Origin of the sequence: Cyanobium gracile UHCC 0281 (genome assembly GCF_034931305.1) — a bacterium.
In the GTDB taxonomy this organism is placed as follows: domain Bacteria; phylum Cyanobacteriota; class Cyanobacteriia; order PCC-6307; family Cyanobiaceae; genus Cyanobium; species Cyanobium gracile_A.
On record NZ_JAYGHY010000063.1, the window covers coordinates 1 to 15775 of the forward strand.

Here is a 15775-nt window from a genome sequence, read left to right on the forward strand (position 1 = left end):
GGCCGGCAGGGGCAGCCGCAGCAGGCCCAGCAGGTTGAGGCCCATCACCACGGCCACGACGGCCACCAGCAGCGGCAGCTGGCCGGGGATGCGGCCGTAGAGGCGACCCATCAGGCCACTGGCCAGGCCCAGCAGCACCAGGGCCGCCACGATGCCGGCGGCGAAGCTGACGCTGCGCTGCCAGGGGGCACGGCCCTGCGGCTCTGTGCCGAAACCGGCCAGATAGGCCAGGGTGACGGGCAGGAGCGAGAGGGAGCAGGGGCCGAGGCTGGTGAGCAGGCCGCCGCTGAACACCACCGCCAGGGTCAGGGGACCGGGGTGGGCCAGGGAGCCCTGGAGCAGCAGTTCACTGCTGCGGGCCCAGTCGGCGAACGGCAGCCCGGAACTGAGCATGGCCGGTCAGATGTGGCAGCAGGGCTCAGCCTATCGGGGCAGGCCGTTGGGCCCGGCGCCGGGGACGGACCGGCTCGAGACCGGAGGACTCCAGGGAGCAACGCAGCAGCAGCCCGGCCAGGAAGAGACTGCTCAGCAGGGAGTTGCCGCCGTAGCTGATCATCGGCAGGGGCAAACCGGTGGTGGGCATGGCGCCACTGGCCACGGCGATGTTGAGGATCGACTGGCCCACCAGCAAGGTGGTGCAGCCGATGGCGACCAGCCGATGCTGGTTGCTGCGGCAGGCCAGGGCCACCCGCAGACCGACGAAACCGAAGATCACCAGGAACAGCAGCAGCATCACCGAGCCGATGTAACCGAATTCCTCGGCGAACACGGCGAAGATGAAGTCGGTGGTCTGGATCGGCAGGTACTGGAGTTTCTGGGTGGACAGCCCGAAACCCGAGCCGAGCACCCCCCCCGAACCGATGGCCAGCAGGCTCTGCACCAGCTGGTAGCCGTCCCCCTGGGCGACGCGCCAGGGATCCAGGAAGGAGCTCACCCGGGCCAGTTGGTAGGGGTTGATCATGATGCTGAGGCTGCCCAGCACGACACCGCCGCCGGCGGCCCCCAGCAGCATCGTCAGGGGCAGTCCGCCGGCCAGGGCCATCAGCCAGAGCAGCAGGCCGAGCAGGGCGGCGGTGCTCAGGTTGGGCTGCTTGAGGATCAGCAGGATCACCACCCCGAAGATGCCGATCCAGAGGAGTTTCTGGTCGAGGGCGATGCGGCGCCAGTGGGAGAAGATCACGGCGCCCTGCAGCACGATGAAGGGCTTGATCAGCTCCGAGGGCTGCAGCTGCACGGGGCCGAGCACCAACCAGCGGCTGGCCCCGTTGACGGTGGTGCCGACGACGAGGGTGGCGGCCAGCATCAGGGCGCCCACCAGCAGGGCCGGCGCCGCCAGGTGCAGCCAGCGCCGCATTGTCGTGCGCATGGCCAGCCAGAGCAGCCCCCAGCTGGCCACCAGCCAGATGGCCTGGCGCTTGACGTAGTAGGCCCCGTCCCCCATCTCCCGCTCGGCCACCCACCAGCTGGCGGACGTGAGCACCAGCAGGCCCAGCAGGCTCCAGAGGGCCACCAGGCCCAGCAGCAGGCGGGCTTCTGCTGGCCACTGCTGCCAGGGCAGCGGCATCAAGCCGGTGCCGGGGCGGCCGTGGAGCAGGCGTGGCGAAGAAGTGGACAAGGCCGCGGCAGGGTTCCGGTAATGGCCCATTCAGCCGTGACGAAGGCGGGTTTGTCGAGTCGCGCCGAACATTTCTCCGTCTCTGCGGGTTGGGGTGGGTCGAGGCACAAAAAAGCCCGGCCATGGGCCGGGCGATGAAGCGATGGTGCCGGGGGCACTCAGTTGCCGCAGTTCTGCTGACGACGGCCGGTGGCCAGTTCCACCTTCAGGATCCTGCCGCCCTGCTTCATGATCCGCTGCTGTTCGGCGAACCAGCTGTGATAAGGCACCCACTTGGTGAAGTAAGTGTTCTGCAGTTCCCTCTGACTGCGCGCCTTATCGGGGCAGGGGATGCAGGCTGTGATCTTGAACAGGCGCATGGGGTGATCCTCGGAAAACGTGCCGTGGTGGGGGCGTTGCTGGGGATCAGTTGCCCAGGCCGGAGCTGATGTAGTCGAAGTAGACGCCCATCTCACGACCGGCATCGGGACCGACGAGGGAGGCGGTGGTTTCCTTCATGGCCTGGATCGACTGCACCGTGGCGCCGATGGGCACACCCAGGGAGTTGTAGGTCTCCTTGAGGCCGTTCAGCACGCGCTCGTCGAGGATCGACGTGTCACCGGCCAGCATGGCGTAGGTGGCATAGCGCAGGTAGTAGTCGAGGTCGCGGATGCAGGCCGCGTAGCGACGGGTGGTGTACATGTTGCCGCCCGGACGGGTGATGTCCGAGTAGAGCAGGGCCTTGGCGACGGCTTCCTTGATGATGGCCGAAGCGTTGGCGCTGATGGTGGCGGCGGCACGCACCCGCAGCTCACCGCTGGCGAAGTACTGCTCGAGGCGCCCCATGGAGCCGCCGTCGAGATAGAGCCCCTGGACGTCGGCCTGGTTGATGACGTTGGTGATGGCGTCTTGCATGGATCCTGGGTTTGATGGCGATGGACGGGAGGGAGGTGAAACCTCAGGAGAGGGCGCCGACCACGTAGTCGAAGTAGAAGCCAGCCTCTTCGGCATCGGAGCCGGTGAGGAGCCCTGTGGCTGCGGTCTTCATCTCGCGCACGGCTTCCGCCATGGCTTCGAGGGGGGTGCCGAGGGCGCGATACATCTCGCGGGCCCCGATGACGCCGATCTCTTCGATCGGGGTCACATCCCCGGCGACCACGCCGTAGGTGACCAGGCGCAGGTAGTAGTCCATGTCGCGCAGGCAGGAAGCCGTCATCTCTTCCCCGTAGGCGTTACCGCCGGGGGAAACGAGATCGGGGCGCTTCTGGAAAAGCTGGCCTCCGGCCTGCTTCACGATGCGCTCCCGGCTTTCAGCCAGGACCTGGGCGACGCGCAGACGACGCTGACCCCCTGCCACGAACGACTTGATCTGGTCAAGTTCGCCAGGGCTGAGGTAGCGGGCTTCGGCGTCCGCGTTGATGATCGAGTTGGAGACGATGCTCATGCAGTTCTGCCTCGAAACAAGCGGTCACCGTGAAGGAGACCGGTATCCGGTGGGTAAGGGTGATCGGCTTGGCCGACCGTCGCATCATTCTGTGGCAAGGCCCCGCGCTCCCATGGGGGCCGGTAACAGTTCTTCACGGCGGATGACTTGGTGAGATCCCTTGGCTTGCAACGGCTTTCGCGGGAGTTCTTAACACCATTCCAGCGCAGCAATAGTTCATCTCTTGTTGTCGCCCTCTGACGCACCGCAAGCGCATTCACAGCCCAATCTCCCCGTCTCGTTGTAGAGACAGGCCAAAAGAAACCCCCCGGGGCTGACCCGGGGGATCGCTAAAGCAGGGAATCCGCTGCCTTCAGAGGCGAGTCTCGATCGGGTGGATGGCGATCAGATCGCCCCTCGCACCGAGGGGGTGAGACCCCCATTGCCGCCGTAGAGAGAGGCGGTGCGGTTCACCGTGGTGAGGGGGACGCCATCTTCGGTGGCCAGGCCACGAAGATAGGGCACGGTGTCCTGGCCGAAGGCCGAGGCGTACTCCCGGGCGTTGAGCAGTTCGGCCACTGCGGCCTGCTGGCCGGCGGTGGCGCGGGTGGCGAGGAACCGGCTCACTTCCGCCGGCATGGCGGCACGGCCGAGCAGGGCCAGGTAGGCAGCCGAAGCCGCCCGCAGGGGGGCCATCCGCTGGAGCCGTTGCTGGAACAGATCACTGCCGGCGATCTGGGAGACGAATTCGGCCACCGAGAGCTGGCCATCCCGCAGCTGGGATTCCGGATCCATCTGCCGTTCTGCTGCGAAAGGCACGCGGTTGAGCAGCTGGCGGTAGACCGCCTGCACCACCTCCTGAACTTGGGTTTCGCTGGGATCCCGGAGCAGTTGCACGGGACGCGGCAGGCTCTGGCGGCGGTTGAAGCCCTGGGGGGAGCCTGGCCGCAGGGCCTTGGCCATCGCCCCGTCGGGGGCCATGGCGGCGCCACTCAGCAGGCTGGTGCCCACGGTGGCCTTCCAGCTGCCGGCGATGCCGATGCTGGCGGGGGCCCCATAGCCATTGCGGCCTCCCGTGGTGGAGACACCACTGCGCCAGACCGGGGCGGAACCGCCGCCGGGCTGCCAGCGGGACTGGCTCCAGCTGCGGGTGGGGGCCGGCGGCTGCCTGACCGTCTGGGGACCGCTGGGGACGCTGGAAGACACCGTGGCGCTCTGGCCACCGGCCACATCCGCTTTCCACTGTCCACGCACCTTCGGCCGGTCCGCCAGGTTGCGGGGTACCAGGTCGCCCACGGTGCGCAGCACCTGGGCCACCGGAACGATGGGGCGCTGGAGGGGGGTGATGTCGGCGACCGTCTCCAGGGTCCGCACCAGGCCCGGCACCCGGCGGGCGTTGCGATCGGCCGGGGTGATGAAACGCTCGTAGGGGACGGTGTCCTCGCCGAAGCACTCGTTGTACTCACGGCCTTCGAGCATGGCGTCAACGACGCCATAGAAGCCCTTGCGGGCGGCGGTGTCGAAGTAGGCGTTGATCTCCCAGCGGCCGAAGGTGGGCCGGCCCAGCAGGCGACGGTGCATCACCTCGATGGCTTTGGTGATGTAAAGGCCACTCCAGTAACGGCGCCGGAACGCAGTGGAGCGGGCCACCTGCCGCACGAACTCCCGCAGGCTGATATCGCCGTTCTCGAGTTTGATCTCCTCAACCTTGTTGCGCTCGCCGGCATAGCCGGCGGTGCCCAGCACCTGCACGTAGACCGCATTGATGACGGCCTGGGTGCTGGATTCGGTGCCGCGGATGCTGGGCTGGCCGCCCCGGCGGGGGGTGGAGCTGCCGCCGGTGGCGATCTGGCGCAGACGGACCACCTTCGGGCCCACCCGGCGTGGGGTGGCCTTGCGGAACTGGGCGCTGTCCATGGGCCCGGGCTGGGCCATGCCGTTGCCGATCAGGATCCGACGGGTGTCGTAGCTGAAGGGCGCCGGGCGGGTGGCCACCGAAGCCGTGCTGGAGGGGAAGATCGCCCCGTAGGTGAGGGCCAGGGGGTCATTGCCACCGCCGTAGGGGTGCTGGTCGGCCAGGGGCTGGCGGTAGGAGGCGTAGAGGGTGATGTACTGGGGCGCACCTTCAAACGGGGCACTGAAGCGGAAAAGGTTGCGGTTGGATCCCCAACCGGCGCTTTCCTGGGCTTCCTCGCCGATGTCGCGAAGGTAAGGAACCGTTTCCTCACCGAAGACCCGGGCGTACTCCATGCCGTTGACCAGGGCGTCAACCAGTCCGCCCAGACCCTTGGCGCTGACGATGGCGAAGTACTGGCGGAACTCTTCGATCGAGCTCACACCGCGGCCGAGGAAGTGGCGGAAGGCCAGTTCCACCACCCGGCTGTTGGAGAAGCGGCCATAGAACTGCCGCTGGTAGACCTTGCTGCGGCCGAGGGCGCGGATGAACTCCCGCATCGAGAGTTGGCCCTGGCGCACCTGGGTGGCCTCCACCGGGCAGACCACCTGGGAGTAGCCCTTGGCGATGTCCCGCTCGAACACCTGGCGGTAGGCGGCCCGGATGATCTCGGCCTTCTCAGCGCCGGAAAGGCGTGGCCGCATGACGAAGCGCTGGGCGCCTTCGGCAGCGAGGGCATAGGTGGCCGGCAGCTGCAGGCCCTGGTTGACGGGGCTGCCGAGGCGGGCCCGGGTGGAGGGGGTGGCCACCTCAAGCTCCTTGAGGAGCACGTTGAAGCAGTCGATCACCAGCTGGCGGGATTCCGGCTCCCCTTTGAACAGACTGGCGGCGGCGGCGCGCATCTCCTGCAGGGCCACGTTGGTGGCGGACAGGGAGCAGGCCTTCTCGAGCACATCGCGGAGGCCGCGGGTGTTCACCGCCAGGATGCTGGGATCGCCGGCAATCACCGCGTAGCCCACGTAGCGCAGGAACCAGGCCATGTCCCGCAGCGACTTACGCATGCGGGCGTTGCCGTAGATCGCCACCGAGATGGGGTTGAAGCCGCTGGGGAGCACGACCCGCACGTCCGCGTCCGCCTGGACGCCCTCCAGGATCCGGCCGAGCAGTCCACTGCCCCCGGAGCCCTGGGCAAAGGTGCGCACCGAGCGCTGGAACGCGGCCTGGTCGGCGGCGAGGGCGACACCATCGCTGGCGCCAGCACTGGGGGTGCTGAGGGGAGCGTCGAGATAGGAGAGGGGGGTGCCGCCCGTGAAGATGCGGTTGGCGGCCCGGGCCACGATCGCGTCGGCGTTGGCGGAGATCCGTCGGGCGGCTTCGACGCGGATCTGGCCGCTGCGGAAGAAGGTGGTCAGGGCGTCCAGTTCGCCGCCGTCGGGGAAACGGTCCTGCTGCTCCGCCTTCCGGACGCTGGAGAGCGGCAGGGTGTCGTAGCGCTGGGGGGCGACCCTGGTGCTGCCGCTGCTGGCGGTCACGGTCATGAACGAGAGCGAGCCGGGCTGGGTCACGTTACGGCTGCCCCCCTGGCCCCCCGGCGGGGGATGAACAAATGTTTGCAGCCTTTCCTGAGGCTCAGGCTGAACGGCGGCCGGCGCCGTGGAATGCTGCCGGACCCTGCACCAAGGCACTGATGAATCACACCCCGGAGGCCCCGCTGGATGCCGCCACGCCGGTGGTGAGCGCCTTCTACGACCGTTTCCCCTACCCCGGGGACCCCCTCCAGGACGGCCCGCCGCCGGGATACAACTGGCGCTGGTGCGTGGACAGCGTCGTGGCCGCCGTGGACGGGGGCCTGCCGCCGGCGCCGCGCCCCTGGCGGATCCTCGACGCCGGCTGCGGCACGGGGGTGAGCACCGACTACCTCTGCCATCTCAACCCGGGGGCCGCCGTGCTGGCGGTGGACATCAGCGCCGGTGCCCTGGCAGTGGCCCGGGAGCGCACCGCCCGCTCCGGGGCCGCCGCCCGGGTGGCGGAGCTGCGCATCGAGCAGCGCAGCCTGCTCGACCTGGCGGGGGAAGACCCCTTTGACTACATCAACTCGGTGGGGGTGCTGCATCACCTCGACCAACCCGAGCTGGGTCTGCGCGCCCTGGTCCCCCTGCTGCGGCCGGGGGGACTGCTGCACCTCTTTCTCTATGCCGATGGTGGCCGCTGGGAGATTCACCGCACCCAACGGGCCCTGGCCCTGATGGGGGTGGGCACCGGGCCGGCGGGCCTGCGGCTGGGGCGCGAGCTGTTCAGCACCCTTCCCGAGACCAACCGCCTGCGGCGGCACCACGAGCAGCGCTGGGCCCTCGACACCGCCGCCGATGCCAACTTCGCCGACATGTACCTCCACCCCCAGGAGACCAGCTACGACCTGGAGCGCCTGTTCCGTTTCGTCGATCAGCCCGGGGTTCGCTTCGCCGGTTTCTCCAATCCGGAGGTCTGGGATCCGGCCCGGTTGCTGCAGGGGGAGCTGCTGGAGCGGGCCCAGGCCCTGCCGCCGGCGCAGCAATGGGCCCTGGTGGAAAGCCTCGATCCCGACATCAGCCATTTCGAGTTCTTCCTGCGGCGCCAGGACGGCGACGGGGCAGCGGAGGCCGCAGCGGAGGCTTGGAGCGATGAGGCCCTGCTGGCGGCCGGGGGCGAGCGCAACCGTTGTCTGTGGGGCTGGCCGTCCACCGCATTGCTGGGGCCGGAGCTGCGCCCCCTGACCATCACCGAGCCCGAGCTCGCCCTGATGGAGGCCCTGGAGGCGGCCCCCGCCGGCACCCCGATCGGGGCGCTTCCGTTGGCCCAGGGCCCCGAAGAGCGGCTGGCGGCGGCGCGGCGACTGCTGGCGGAGCAGGTGCTTCTGTTGCTTAGAGCCTGAACGGGCCGAGTGATAAAGTCCGCACGCCAAGACGGAGCCTCGACGGTTGCAGGCTGCCCTGACCCCCTCTCCGGATGCCGTTCCCCCCGTGGAGACGTCGGCCGAAGCGGTCGCAGTGCATCCGACCAACGAAGGTCTTCCCCTGCCTGAAGACGCCGACGCTTCGTCGTCGGTGAACAACGGCATGGACGGTTACCTGCTCCTGCAGCGCCGGATGCTTCTTTCCACGGTCTGTGCCACCGCCCTGGCGGTGCCCATCACGGCCCTGTGGTTCGACCTTCCTACCGCTTTCAGTCTGCTGGTGGGAGCCCTGGCGGGTCTCCTCTACCTCCGGCTCCTGGCCCGCAGCGTCTCCCGCTTCGGCGTCGAAACCAAGGGGGTGGGCAAGGCCCAGCTGCTGGTGCCTTTGGTGCTGGTGCTCGCGGCCGTCAGGCTTCCCGCCCTTGAGATCCTGCCGGCCCTGGTGGGTTTCCTCCTCTACAAACCCGCCTTGATCGTTCAGGCCGTCCTCGACACCTGAACCCCCATCTTGTCCAGCCGCCTTGCGGCACCCGACGTTCCGCCAGGTCCTATCCCCGATGGCTCCGTTGCCCCTCGCCCTTCCCTTCGCCGCCCTTGAGGTCGGCCAGCACCTGTACTGGCAGCTTGGCAATTACAAGATCCACGGCCAGGTCTTCCTGAGCTCCTGGGTCGTGATCGGTGCGCTGCTGGCCGTTGTTGTGGTCGGCACCCGACGGCTGGAGCGCGATCCCAAGGGCGTGCAGAACCTGCTGGAGTTCCTCTGGGATTACCTGCGTGACATCGCCCGCGAGTACATCGGCGAGAAGGCCTACCGCGATTGGCTTCCCTTCATCGGCACCCTGTTCCTGTTCATCTTCGTGAGCAACTGGGGCGGTGCCCTGATCCCCTGGAAGCTGGTCCACCTTCCCAGCGGTGAACTGGGTGCTCCCACCGCCGACATCAACACCACCATCGCCCTGGCTCTGCTGGTGTCGCTGGCGTACTTCTATGCAGGCCTGAGCCGCAAGGGTTTCCGGTACTTCGAGTACTACGTGGAGCCCACGCCGATCATGCTGCCGTTCAAGATCGTCGAGGACTTCACCAAGCCGCTCTCGCTCTCTTTCCGTCTGTTCGGCAACATTCTGGCCGACGAACTGGTGGTGGCCGTGCTGGCGTTCCTGGTGCCCCTGGTGGTGCCCCTGCCGGTGATGTTCCTCGGCCTGTTCACCAGTGCGATCCAGGCGTTGATCTTCGCCACCCTTGCCGCCTACTACATCGGCGAGGCGGTCCACGAGGAGCACCACTAGCTCCTGCCCCCGCTGGGCCGGTCCCCCGGTCTGGCAAACTCACTGCGCGCAGGTCCGGCACGATCCGGGCCCGCCTTCCCAGGTGTCCCCGGCGCAGGGTTCTCGACAAGGTTCCTTCCGCGCTTCCCCGGCGCCCCACATTTCTAACCCCACCATGGATTCCCTTACTTCCGCTGCGTCTGTCGTGGCTGCTGGTCTTGCCGTCGGTCTCGGCTCCATCGGTCCTGGCATCGGCCAGGGCAGTGCGTCCCAAGGCGCCGTCGAAGGCATTGCTCGTCAGCCCGAAGCCGAAGGCAAGATCCGCGGCACCCTGCTGCTCTCGCTGGCCTTCATGGAATCGCTCACCATCTACGGCCTGGTGGTCGCCCTGGTGCTGCTGTTCGCCAACCCCTTCTCCTGATCGGAGGCCGTCGCGGGGATGAGCGGGCCGCACATTCGTCGCGGCCCTTCTCCACCCCCGGCTCCATCCACGCCTCCACCACCGCCCGCCTTTTTGCCCCATGACCAGCTGGCTTCTGCTTGCCGAGGCAGGTGCGACCGCAGGGTCGCCCGAGGGAGGTCTGTTCGACCTCGATGCCACCCTGCCGCTCATGGCGCTGCAGGTGGTGCTCCTCACCTTCATCCTCAACAGCCTGTTCTTCCGACCGGTCGGCAAGGCCGTGGAGGACCGTGAGGGGTACATCGCCACCAGCCGTACCCAGGCCAAGGAGAAGATCGCCCAGACCGTGCGCCTCGAGGCCGACCTCAAGGAGCAACTGAAGGGGGCCAGGCTTGAAGCCCAGAAGGTGATCCTCGAGGCTGAGCAGGATTCCGACCGCCTGTATCGCGAGGCCATGGCGGTGGCCCAGGCCGAATCCATCGCCAGTCGCGAAAGCGCCCGCAGCAAGATCGATGGCCAGCGGGCCGATGCCCTGAGCGTTCTTGAGGCCGATGCCGACAGGCTCGCCGACCTCATCGTCGACCGTCTCCTGCCCGCCTCATGATTCCCCTCTCTCTCCTGTCCACGCTGCCGACGCTGGTCGCCAGCCACGGCACCTTCGGCCTCAACCTCGACATTTTCGAGACCAACATCATCAACCTGGCGATCGTGATCGCTGGCTTGGTGTGGTTCCTGCGGGGCTTCCTCGGGGGCATCCTGGAGCGCCGCCGCGAGCGGATCCTCGGCGAACTCAAGGAGGCCGAGGAGCGCCTGAGCGTCGCCACCGCGTCCCTCGCCGTGGCCCAGAACAGCCTGGGTGAGGCCCGCGCCCGCGCCGAGAAGATCCGCGCCGACGGCAAGTCCCGCGCCGAGGCCATCCGCCTTGAGAGCGAGAAGCGCACCGTCGAGGAGATGGCGCGGCTCAAGCAGGACTCCCAGTCCGATTTGGATTCGGAGGTGTCCCGCGTCAGCAAGCTGCTGCAGCGCGAAGCCGCCGAGATGGCGATTGCCAAGGCCCTCGCCAGCCTGCCCGGTCGCCTCGATGCCAGCACCCAGGCCCAGCTGATCGATCAGTCCATTCAATCGATGGGGAACGCCTGATGCCTCTGCTCAACACCATCACCACCCCTTACGCCGAAGCTTTCCTCCAGGTCTGCGACGCCAACGGGGACACTGAGGCGGTGATCGACCAGGCCCGGGCGATCCTGGCCCTCTGGCGCGACTCCAGTGACTTGCGCGAGGCGATGGCCTCCCCGGTCCTGGAGGTCGAAGGCAAGAAGGCGGCCCTCGAGCAGCTCTTCGGCGCCAGCATCTCCCCCTCCTTCCTCAACCTGCTCAAGCTGCTGGCCGACCGCCAGCGGATCGGCTTCCTTGATGCCGTCCTGGAACGGCTCCTCGAGCTTTATCGCGAGCAGAACCAGATCGCCCTGGCCACGGTGACCTCCGCCAGCCCCCTGAGCGACGATCAGCAGGCCCTGCTCGCCGAGAAGGCCAAGGTCGTGGCCGGTACCGACAAGGTGGAGATCAGCCTCGCGGTGGATCCTGCCCTGATCGGTGGGTTCGTCCTCAGTGTCGGCTCCCGGGTGATCGACGCCAGCCTCGCCGCTCAGGTACGGCGGCTCGGCCTGACGCTCGCCAACGTGAGCTAGCGCTTCGCTCCCTTTCCCCTCTCCTTCTCACTTCATCGCCTCCCCTCCGGGGACTCCCACCCATGGTTTCCATCCGCCCCGACGAGATCAGCGCCATCCTCAAGAAGCAGATCGCCGACTACGACAAGTCGGTGTCTGTCAGCAACGTCGGCAGCGTCCTGCAGATCGGTGATGGCATCGCCCGGGTCTACGGCCTCGAGCAGGTGATGGCCGGTGAGCTGGTGCTGTTCGAGGACGGCACCGAGGGTCTGGCGCTGAACCTCGAAGACGACAACGTCGGCGTGGTGCTGATGGGCGAGGGACTGGGGATCCAGGAGGGCAGCACCGTCAAAGCCACCGGCCGCATCGCGGCGGTGCCCGTGGGTGACGCCATGCTCGGCCGGGTGGTGAACGCCCTGGGACAGCCGATCGACGGCAAGGGTGAGATCGCCACCACCGAGACACGACTGATCGAGTCGATGGCGCCCGGCATCATCCAGCGCAAGTCGGTGCATGAACCCATGCAGACCGGCATCACGGCCATCGACGCCATGATCCCCATCGGCCGCGGCCAGCGGGAATTGATCATCGGCGACCGCCAGACCGGCAAGACCGCCATCTGCATCGACACGATCCTCAACCAGAAAGGTGAGGACGTGGTCTGCGTCTATGTGGCCATCGGCCAGAAGAACGCCTCGGTGGCCAACGTGGTGGAAGTGCTGCGCGAGCGCGGCGCCCTGGATTACACCGTGGTGGTGGCGGCCAGCGCCTCGGAAGCGGCGGCCCTTCAGTACCTGGCCCCCTACACCGGCGCGGCCATCGCCGAGTCCTTCATGTACAAGGGCAAGGCCACCCTGGTGGTGTACGACGACCTCACCAAGCAGGCCCAGGCCTACCGCCAGATGTCCCTGCTGTTGCGCCGTCCCCCCGGTCGTGAGGCCTACCCCGGCGACGTCTTCTATTGCCACAGCCGCCTGCTGGAGCGGGCCGCCAAGCTGTCCGACGCCATGGGCAAGGGCAGCATGACCGCCCTGCCGATCATCGAGACCCAGGCCGGTGATGTCTCTGCCTACATCCCCACCAACGTGATCTCGATCACCGACGGCCAGGTGTTCCTCAGCTCCGACCTGTTCAACTCCGGCCTGCGGCCTGCCATCAACGTGGGCATCTCGGTGAGCCGGGTGGGCGGCGCCGCCCAGACCAAGGCCATCAAGAAGATCGCCGGCACCTTGAAGCTGGAGCTGGCCCAGTTCGACGAACTGGCCGCCTTCTCCCAGTTCGCTTCCGACCTGGATGCAGCCACCCAGGCCCAGCTGGCCCGGGGCAAGCGTCTGCGTGAACTGCTCAAGCAGCCCCAGTTCAGCCCCCTGATCCTGGCCGAGCAGGTGGCGGTGGTCTATGCGGGCGTCAAGGGTCTGATCGACGACGTGCCCGTGGACCTGGTGCCCCAGTTCGCCCGCGAGCTGCGCGAGTACCTCAAGAGCAGCAAACCCGAGTTCATCAACAAGGTTCAGACCGACAAGGTGTTGAGCGACGAATCCGAAGCCATGCTCAAGGAGGCCATCCGCGAGGTCACCTCCTCGATGCTGGCCGCCGCCTGAGGAATCTCCACCCATGGCCAATCTCAAGGCAATCCGTGACCGGATCAGTTCGGTCAAGAACACACGCAAGATCACCGAAGCCATGCGCCTGGTGGCCGCCGCCAAGGTGCGTCGTGCCCAGGAGCAGGTGCTGCGCACCCGCCCCTTTGCCGATCGCCTGGCCCGGGTGCTGCAGAACCTCGAATCCCGCATGGGCTTCGAGGGGGCCGATTCCCCCCTGCTGGCCGAACGCCGTCCGGTGGGCACGATCACCTTGCTGGTGGTCACCGGCGACCGGGGCCTCTGCGGCGGCTACAACGCCAATGTCATTCGCCGGGCCGAGCAGCGCTTCGCTGAACTCAAGGGCCAGGGCTTCGCGGTGGACATGGTGCTGATGGGCCGCAAGGCCATCACCTACTTCACCAACCGCTCCTACCCGATCCGGGCCACCTTCACCGGCCTGGAGCAGGTGCCCACCTCCGAGGATGCCAACGAGATCTCCAACGAAGTGCTGGCTGAGTTTCTTTCGGCCAGTACCGACCGGGTGGAGATCGTCTTCACCCGCTTCATCAACCTGGTGAGCTCCCAACCGGTGGTTCAGACCCTGCTGCCCCTTGATCCCCAGGGCATCGCCAGCTCGGATGACGAGATCTTCCGCCTGATCACCCGCGACGGCCGCCTCGGGGTGGAAGTCGGCACGGTGGAGAACGCTGAGCCGGCCCTTCAGCCGGACTTCGTGTTTGAGCAGAGTCCCGAGCAGCTGCTCAATGCCCTGCTGCCCCTCTATCTGGCCAACCAGCTGCTGCGCTCTCTCCAGGAAGCGGCCGCCAGCGAACTGGCCAGCCGGATGACGGCGATGAACAACGCCAGCGACAACGCCAAGGCGCTCGCCAAGACCCTCACCCTCGACTACAACAAGGCCCGCCAGGCGGCCATCACCCAGGAGATCCTGGAAGTGGTGGGTGGCGCAGCATCGATGGGCTGAGCGTCAGCTCCAGGTGGCCGGTGGCGGCATCCCGCTCCCGGCCCAGCTTCCAGCCTTCCGGGCAGACCATCAGGACTTCCATCGTGGTGCGCACCCGGCCTCCATGGCAGAGGTGTCCTCCCAGAATGCAGCCCTGGGCGTCCGCCACCACCAGGTGCAGGTGGGCGCCATCCCTGCTGACGCTGCCTGTCAGCGTGATTACCTCCTGCGGGCCGGCCAGCATGATCCCTCCGTCCTGATCAGCGAAGCGAAGCACCGGACTCTCCAGGCTGCCGATGCCGCAGAGGACGAAGCCACACAGCCCCGGATCCCCCTGGGCCAGGGCCTCCAGTTCTCCGCGCAGATCAACCCCTGGCGGCAGACGGAGGGGACGGTGGCAGGCGGCCGTCATCAGGGGGTCCGTTCAGACGTCAACAGCTACACACATAGCGCTTTCTCGTTGAACAGTCGCAGACAGGCCTCCACCACAACGGGGTCGTAAAGCCTGCCTTGGTTCTGGGTGATTTCCGCCAGAGCGGCATCGATGCCCAGACCGGCACGGTAGGGGCGATGGGCGCACATGGACTGCACCACGTCGGCGACCGCCACGATCCTTGATTCCAGCAGCAGTTCCTCTCCCCGCAGGCCCTTGGGATAGCCGCTGCCGTCCATCCGTTCGTGGTGTTCCTGAACAATGCGGGCAATCGGCCAGGGAAAGTCCACGTCCTTGAGGATGTTGTAGCCAGCCTCGGCATGGTCTTTGATCAGGTCGTATTCATGGCGGGTCAGTGTCGTCGGCTTGCAGAGGATTTCCGCCGGCACGATGATCTTGCCGATGTCATGGACCGAGGCGGCCAGTCGCAGGCCCTCCAGCTGCCGCAGGGGCAGTCCCAATTCCTCTCCGATCGCCAGGGCCAGTGCTTCCACGCTGTGCTGGTGGCCGGAGGTGTAGGGATCACGCATCTCCGCCATCCCTCCCAGAACCGTGAGCAACTGCTTGTACAGCCTCTCGTTCTTCTGGAGGGTTCTTTTCAACCCTTCTTCGGCGACTGCCCCGGCGATCAGGCTGCCGAGACGGGTGGCAATCGTGTCCAGAAGCACCCGTTCTTCCACCAGAAAAGGCCGTTCGATGGCCTCTGCGCACGGTTCGGTATAGCCAACTTCCACGCAGCCGTAGATGGTGTCGTTGGACCTGATCACCGACGACTGAACCATCGGGCAACGATCCAGATCGCCCGTCTGATACACCTTGGAGCCCCAGGAGATTCTGGCAACGGTGTAGGCAGAATGCTGCCAGGCTTCCGGGATGGCCTCAACCGTCTGCTGAAGAACGTCGTCAAGTGTTCCCTGATTGGCGCCGATGATCTGCTCCAGCTGCTGAAGGCAGTGGAGTTCCTTCATCCGCTCCTTCAGCGCCAGCTCCAACGGCAGCGGCAAGATGCCTTGGGCGTTGGTCGCAACCCGATGGGCCGTTCCCCGTCGGCCAGTGGACCCATATCCCTTCTTGATGACAGGCTTCATGGCGCCTTCTCTTTGAGAGGAGCAGACCAGCACGGGAGCACCAGCAACGGTGGTCGGTGCTTTTCTGTCTTCTTTACCCTACTGCTTTGTAAACAACTCCGCACGCGTTGCGCGCCCCAGCATCCGCCGTCCTGGTCCACCCCAGGGGCTGGGCTGGGCTGGGGGCCGGGCACCGTTGCAGGGCGCTTTTGCCTGGGGAACCTGTTGAGGCACACCCAGGAGGCCAGGCCCTGACACCACCCGTCACCGTGGGTCGTCCAGCTGGCTGAGGATGGAGGCGACACAGGCCCTGGCCTCACAGCCAGATGGTCTCCGATCGACGGATAGGTCGTCAGTTTTGATGCGACGGAAAGCCTCGGACTTCGGCAGAACGGCCTAAGGATCGTGGCGCACGGTGATGATGAGATTTGAGGTGGTCTGGGTTTTCTGGACAGGGCCCATCGTTAACCTGTGAGGCGGGGCACCTCCCCTGAGAGGGGGCTCCCACCCATGAGCAAACGCCGCACCCATAGCCCCGAGTTCAAGGCCAAGGTCG

General features: G+C 66.9%; 17 protein-coding genes. 9 read left to right on the plus strand and 8 right to left on the minus strand.

Annotated features, from left to right (window positions below):
* From VB739_RS14150 to VB739_RS14175, 6 genes are all read right to left on the minus strand, one after another.
* Positions 1–393, minus strand: a 393-nt coding sequence (locus VB739_RS14150) for a cytochrome c biogenesis protein CcdA (protein WP_323357682.1), incomplete at its 3' end; no start/stop codon positions are given.
* A gap of 25 nt (positions 394–418) precedes the next feature.
* Entirely contained in the window at positions 419–1645 is a 1227-nt protein-coding gene (locus VB739_RS14155) for an FtsW/RodA/SpoVE family cell cycle protein (RefSeq protein ID WP_416233341.1), read from the minus strand.
* Positions 1646–1773: 128 nt separating this feature from the next.
* A complete protein-coding gene (locus VB739_RS14160; RefSeq protein WP_216906015.1) occupies positions 1774–1974 on the minus strand; it encodes a phycobilisome linker polypeptide in 201 nt (66 codons plus the stop codon).
* 46 nt (positions 1975–2020) lie between these two features.
* On the minus strand, positions 2021–2509 hold the full coding sequence (apcB, locus tag VB739_RS14165; RefSeq protein WP_216906017.1) for an allophycocyanin subunit beta: 489 nt from the start codon (positions 2507–2509) through the stop codon (positions 2021–2023).
* 43 nt (positions 2510–2552) lie between these two features.
* A complete protein-coding gene (locus VB739_RS14170; protein ID WP_015110589.1) occupies positions 2553–3038 on the minus strand; it encodes an allophycocyanin subunit alpha apoprotein in 486 nt (161 codons plus the stop codon).
* A 384-nt stretch (positions 3039–3422) separates the two neighbouring features.
* A complete protein-coding gene (locus VB739_RS14175) occupies positions 3423–6449 on the minus strand; it encodes a phycobilisome rod-core linker polypeptide (RefSeq protein WP_323357694.1) in 3027 nt (1008 codons plus the stop codon).
* Positions 6450–6598: 149 nt separating this feature from the next.
* On the opposite strand from VB739_RS14175, the gene VB739_RS14180 reads away from it, so the two are divergent.
* From VB739_RS14180 to VB739_RS14220, 9 genes are all read left to right on the plus strand, one after another.
* A complete protein-coding gene (locus tag VB739_RS14180; protein ID WP_323357683.1) occupies positions 6599–7822 on the plus strand; it encodes a methyltransferase in 1224 nt (407 codons plus the stop codon).
* A gap of 88 nt (positions 7823–7910) precedes the next feature.
* Complete coding sequence (locus VB739_RS14185) at positions 7911–8342, plus strand: ATP synthase subunit I (protein ID WP_323357684.1); 432 nt, start codon at positions 7911–7913, stop codon at positions 8340–8342.
* A 58-nt stretch (positions 8343–8400) separates the two neighbouring features.
* Positions 8401–9129 carry a F0F1 ATP synthase subunit A gene (atpB, locus tag VB739_RS14190; RefSeq protein ID WP_323357685.1) on the plus strand — a complete coding sequence of 243 codons (729 nt, stop codon included), beginning with the start codon at positions 8401–8403 and terminating at the stop codon, positions 9127–9129.
* A 154-nt stretch (positions 9130–9283) separates the two neighbouring features.
* The gene (gene atpE / locus VB739_RS14195; RefSeq protein ID WP_216901419.1) at positions 9284–9529 is read left to right on the plus strand and encodes an ATP synthase F0 subunit C; all 246 of its coding nucleotides are present in this window, start codon (positions 9284–9286) and stop codon (positions 9527–9529) included.
* A gap of 100 nt (positions 9530–9629) precedes the next feature.
* Positions 9630–10112, plus strand: a complete 483-nt coding sequence (locus tag VB739_RS14200) for a F0F1 ATP synthase subunit B' (protein ID WP_323357686.1) — start codon at positions 9630–9632, stop codon at positions 10110–10112.
* The gene (locus tag VB739_RS14205; protein WP_323357687.1) at positions 10109–10648 is read left to right on the plus strand and encodes a F0F1 ATP synthase subunit B; all 540 of its coding nucleotides are present in this window, start codon (positions 10109–10111) and stop codon (positions 10646–10648) included. The genes VB739_RS14200 and VB739_RS14205 overlap by 4 nt, the downstream gene beginning before the upstream one ends.
* Complete coding sequence (gene atpH, locus VB739_RS14210; RefSeq protein ID WP_323357688.1) at positions 10648–11196, plus strand: ATP synthase F1 subunit delta; 549 nt, start codon at positions 10648–10650, stop codon at positions 11194–11196. Before VB739_RS14205 ends, atpH begins: the two co-directional genes overlap by 1 nt.
* Positions 11197–11258: 62 nt before the next feature.
* The gene (gene atpA, locus VB739_RS14215; RefSeq protein WP_323357689.1) at positions 11259–12776 is read left to right on the plus strand and encodes a F0F1 ATP synthase subunit alpha; all 1518 of its coding nucleotides are present in this window, start codon (positions 11259–11261) and stop codon (positions 12774–12776) included.
* 13 nt (positions 12777–12789) lie between these two features.
* Positions 12790–13740, plus strand: a complete 951-nt coding sequence (locus tag VB739_RS14220; protein ID WP_323357690.1) for a F0F1 ATP synthase subunit gamma — start codon at positions 12790–12792, stop codon at positions 13738–13740.
* Here VB739_RS14220 and VB739_RS14225 read toward each other — a convergent pair.
* Positions 13691–14131 carry a PPC domain-containing DNA-binding protein gene (locus tag VB739_RS14225; RefSeq protein ID WP_323357691.1) on the minus strand — a complete coding sequence of 147 codons (441 nt, stop codon included), beginning with the start codon at positions 14129–14131 and terminating at the stop codon, positions 13691–13693. The genes VB739_RS14220 and VB739_RS14225 overlap by 50 nt on opposite strands.
* Positions 14132–14157: 26 nt before the next feature.
* Positions 14158–15156 (minus strand): HD-GYP domain-containing protein, encoded by a 999-nt coding sequence (locus tag VB739_RS14230; protein ID WP_323357692.1) that lies wholly within the window; start codon positions 15154–15156, stop codon positions 14158–14160.
* Positions 15157–15775 lie beyond the last annotated feature (619 nt).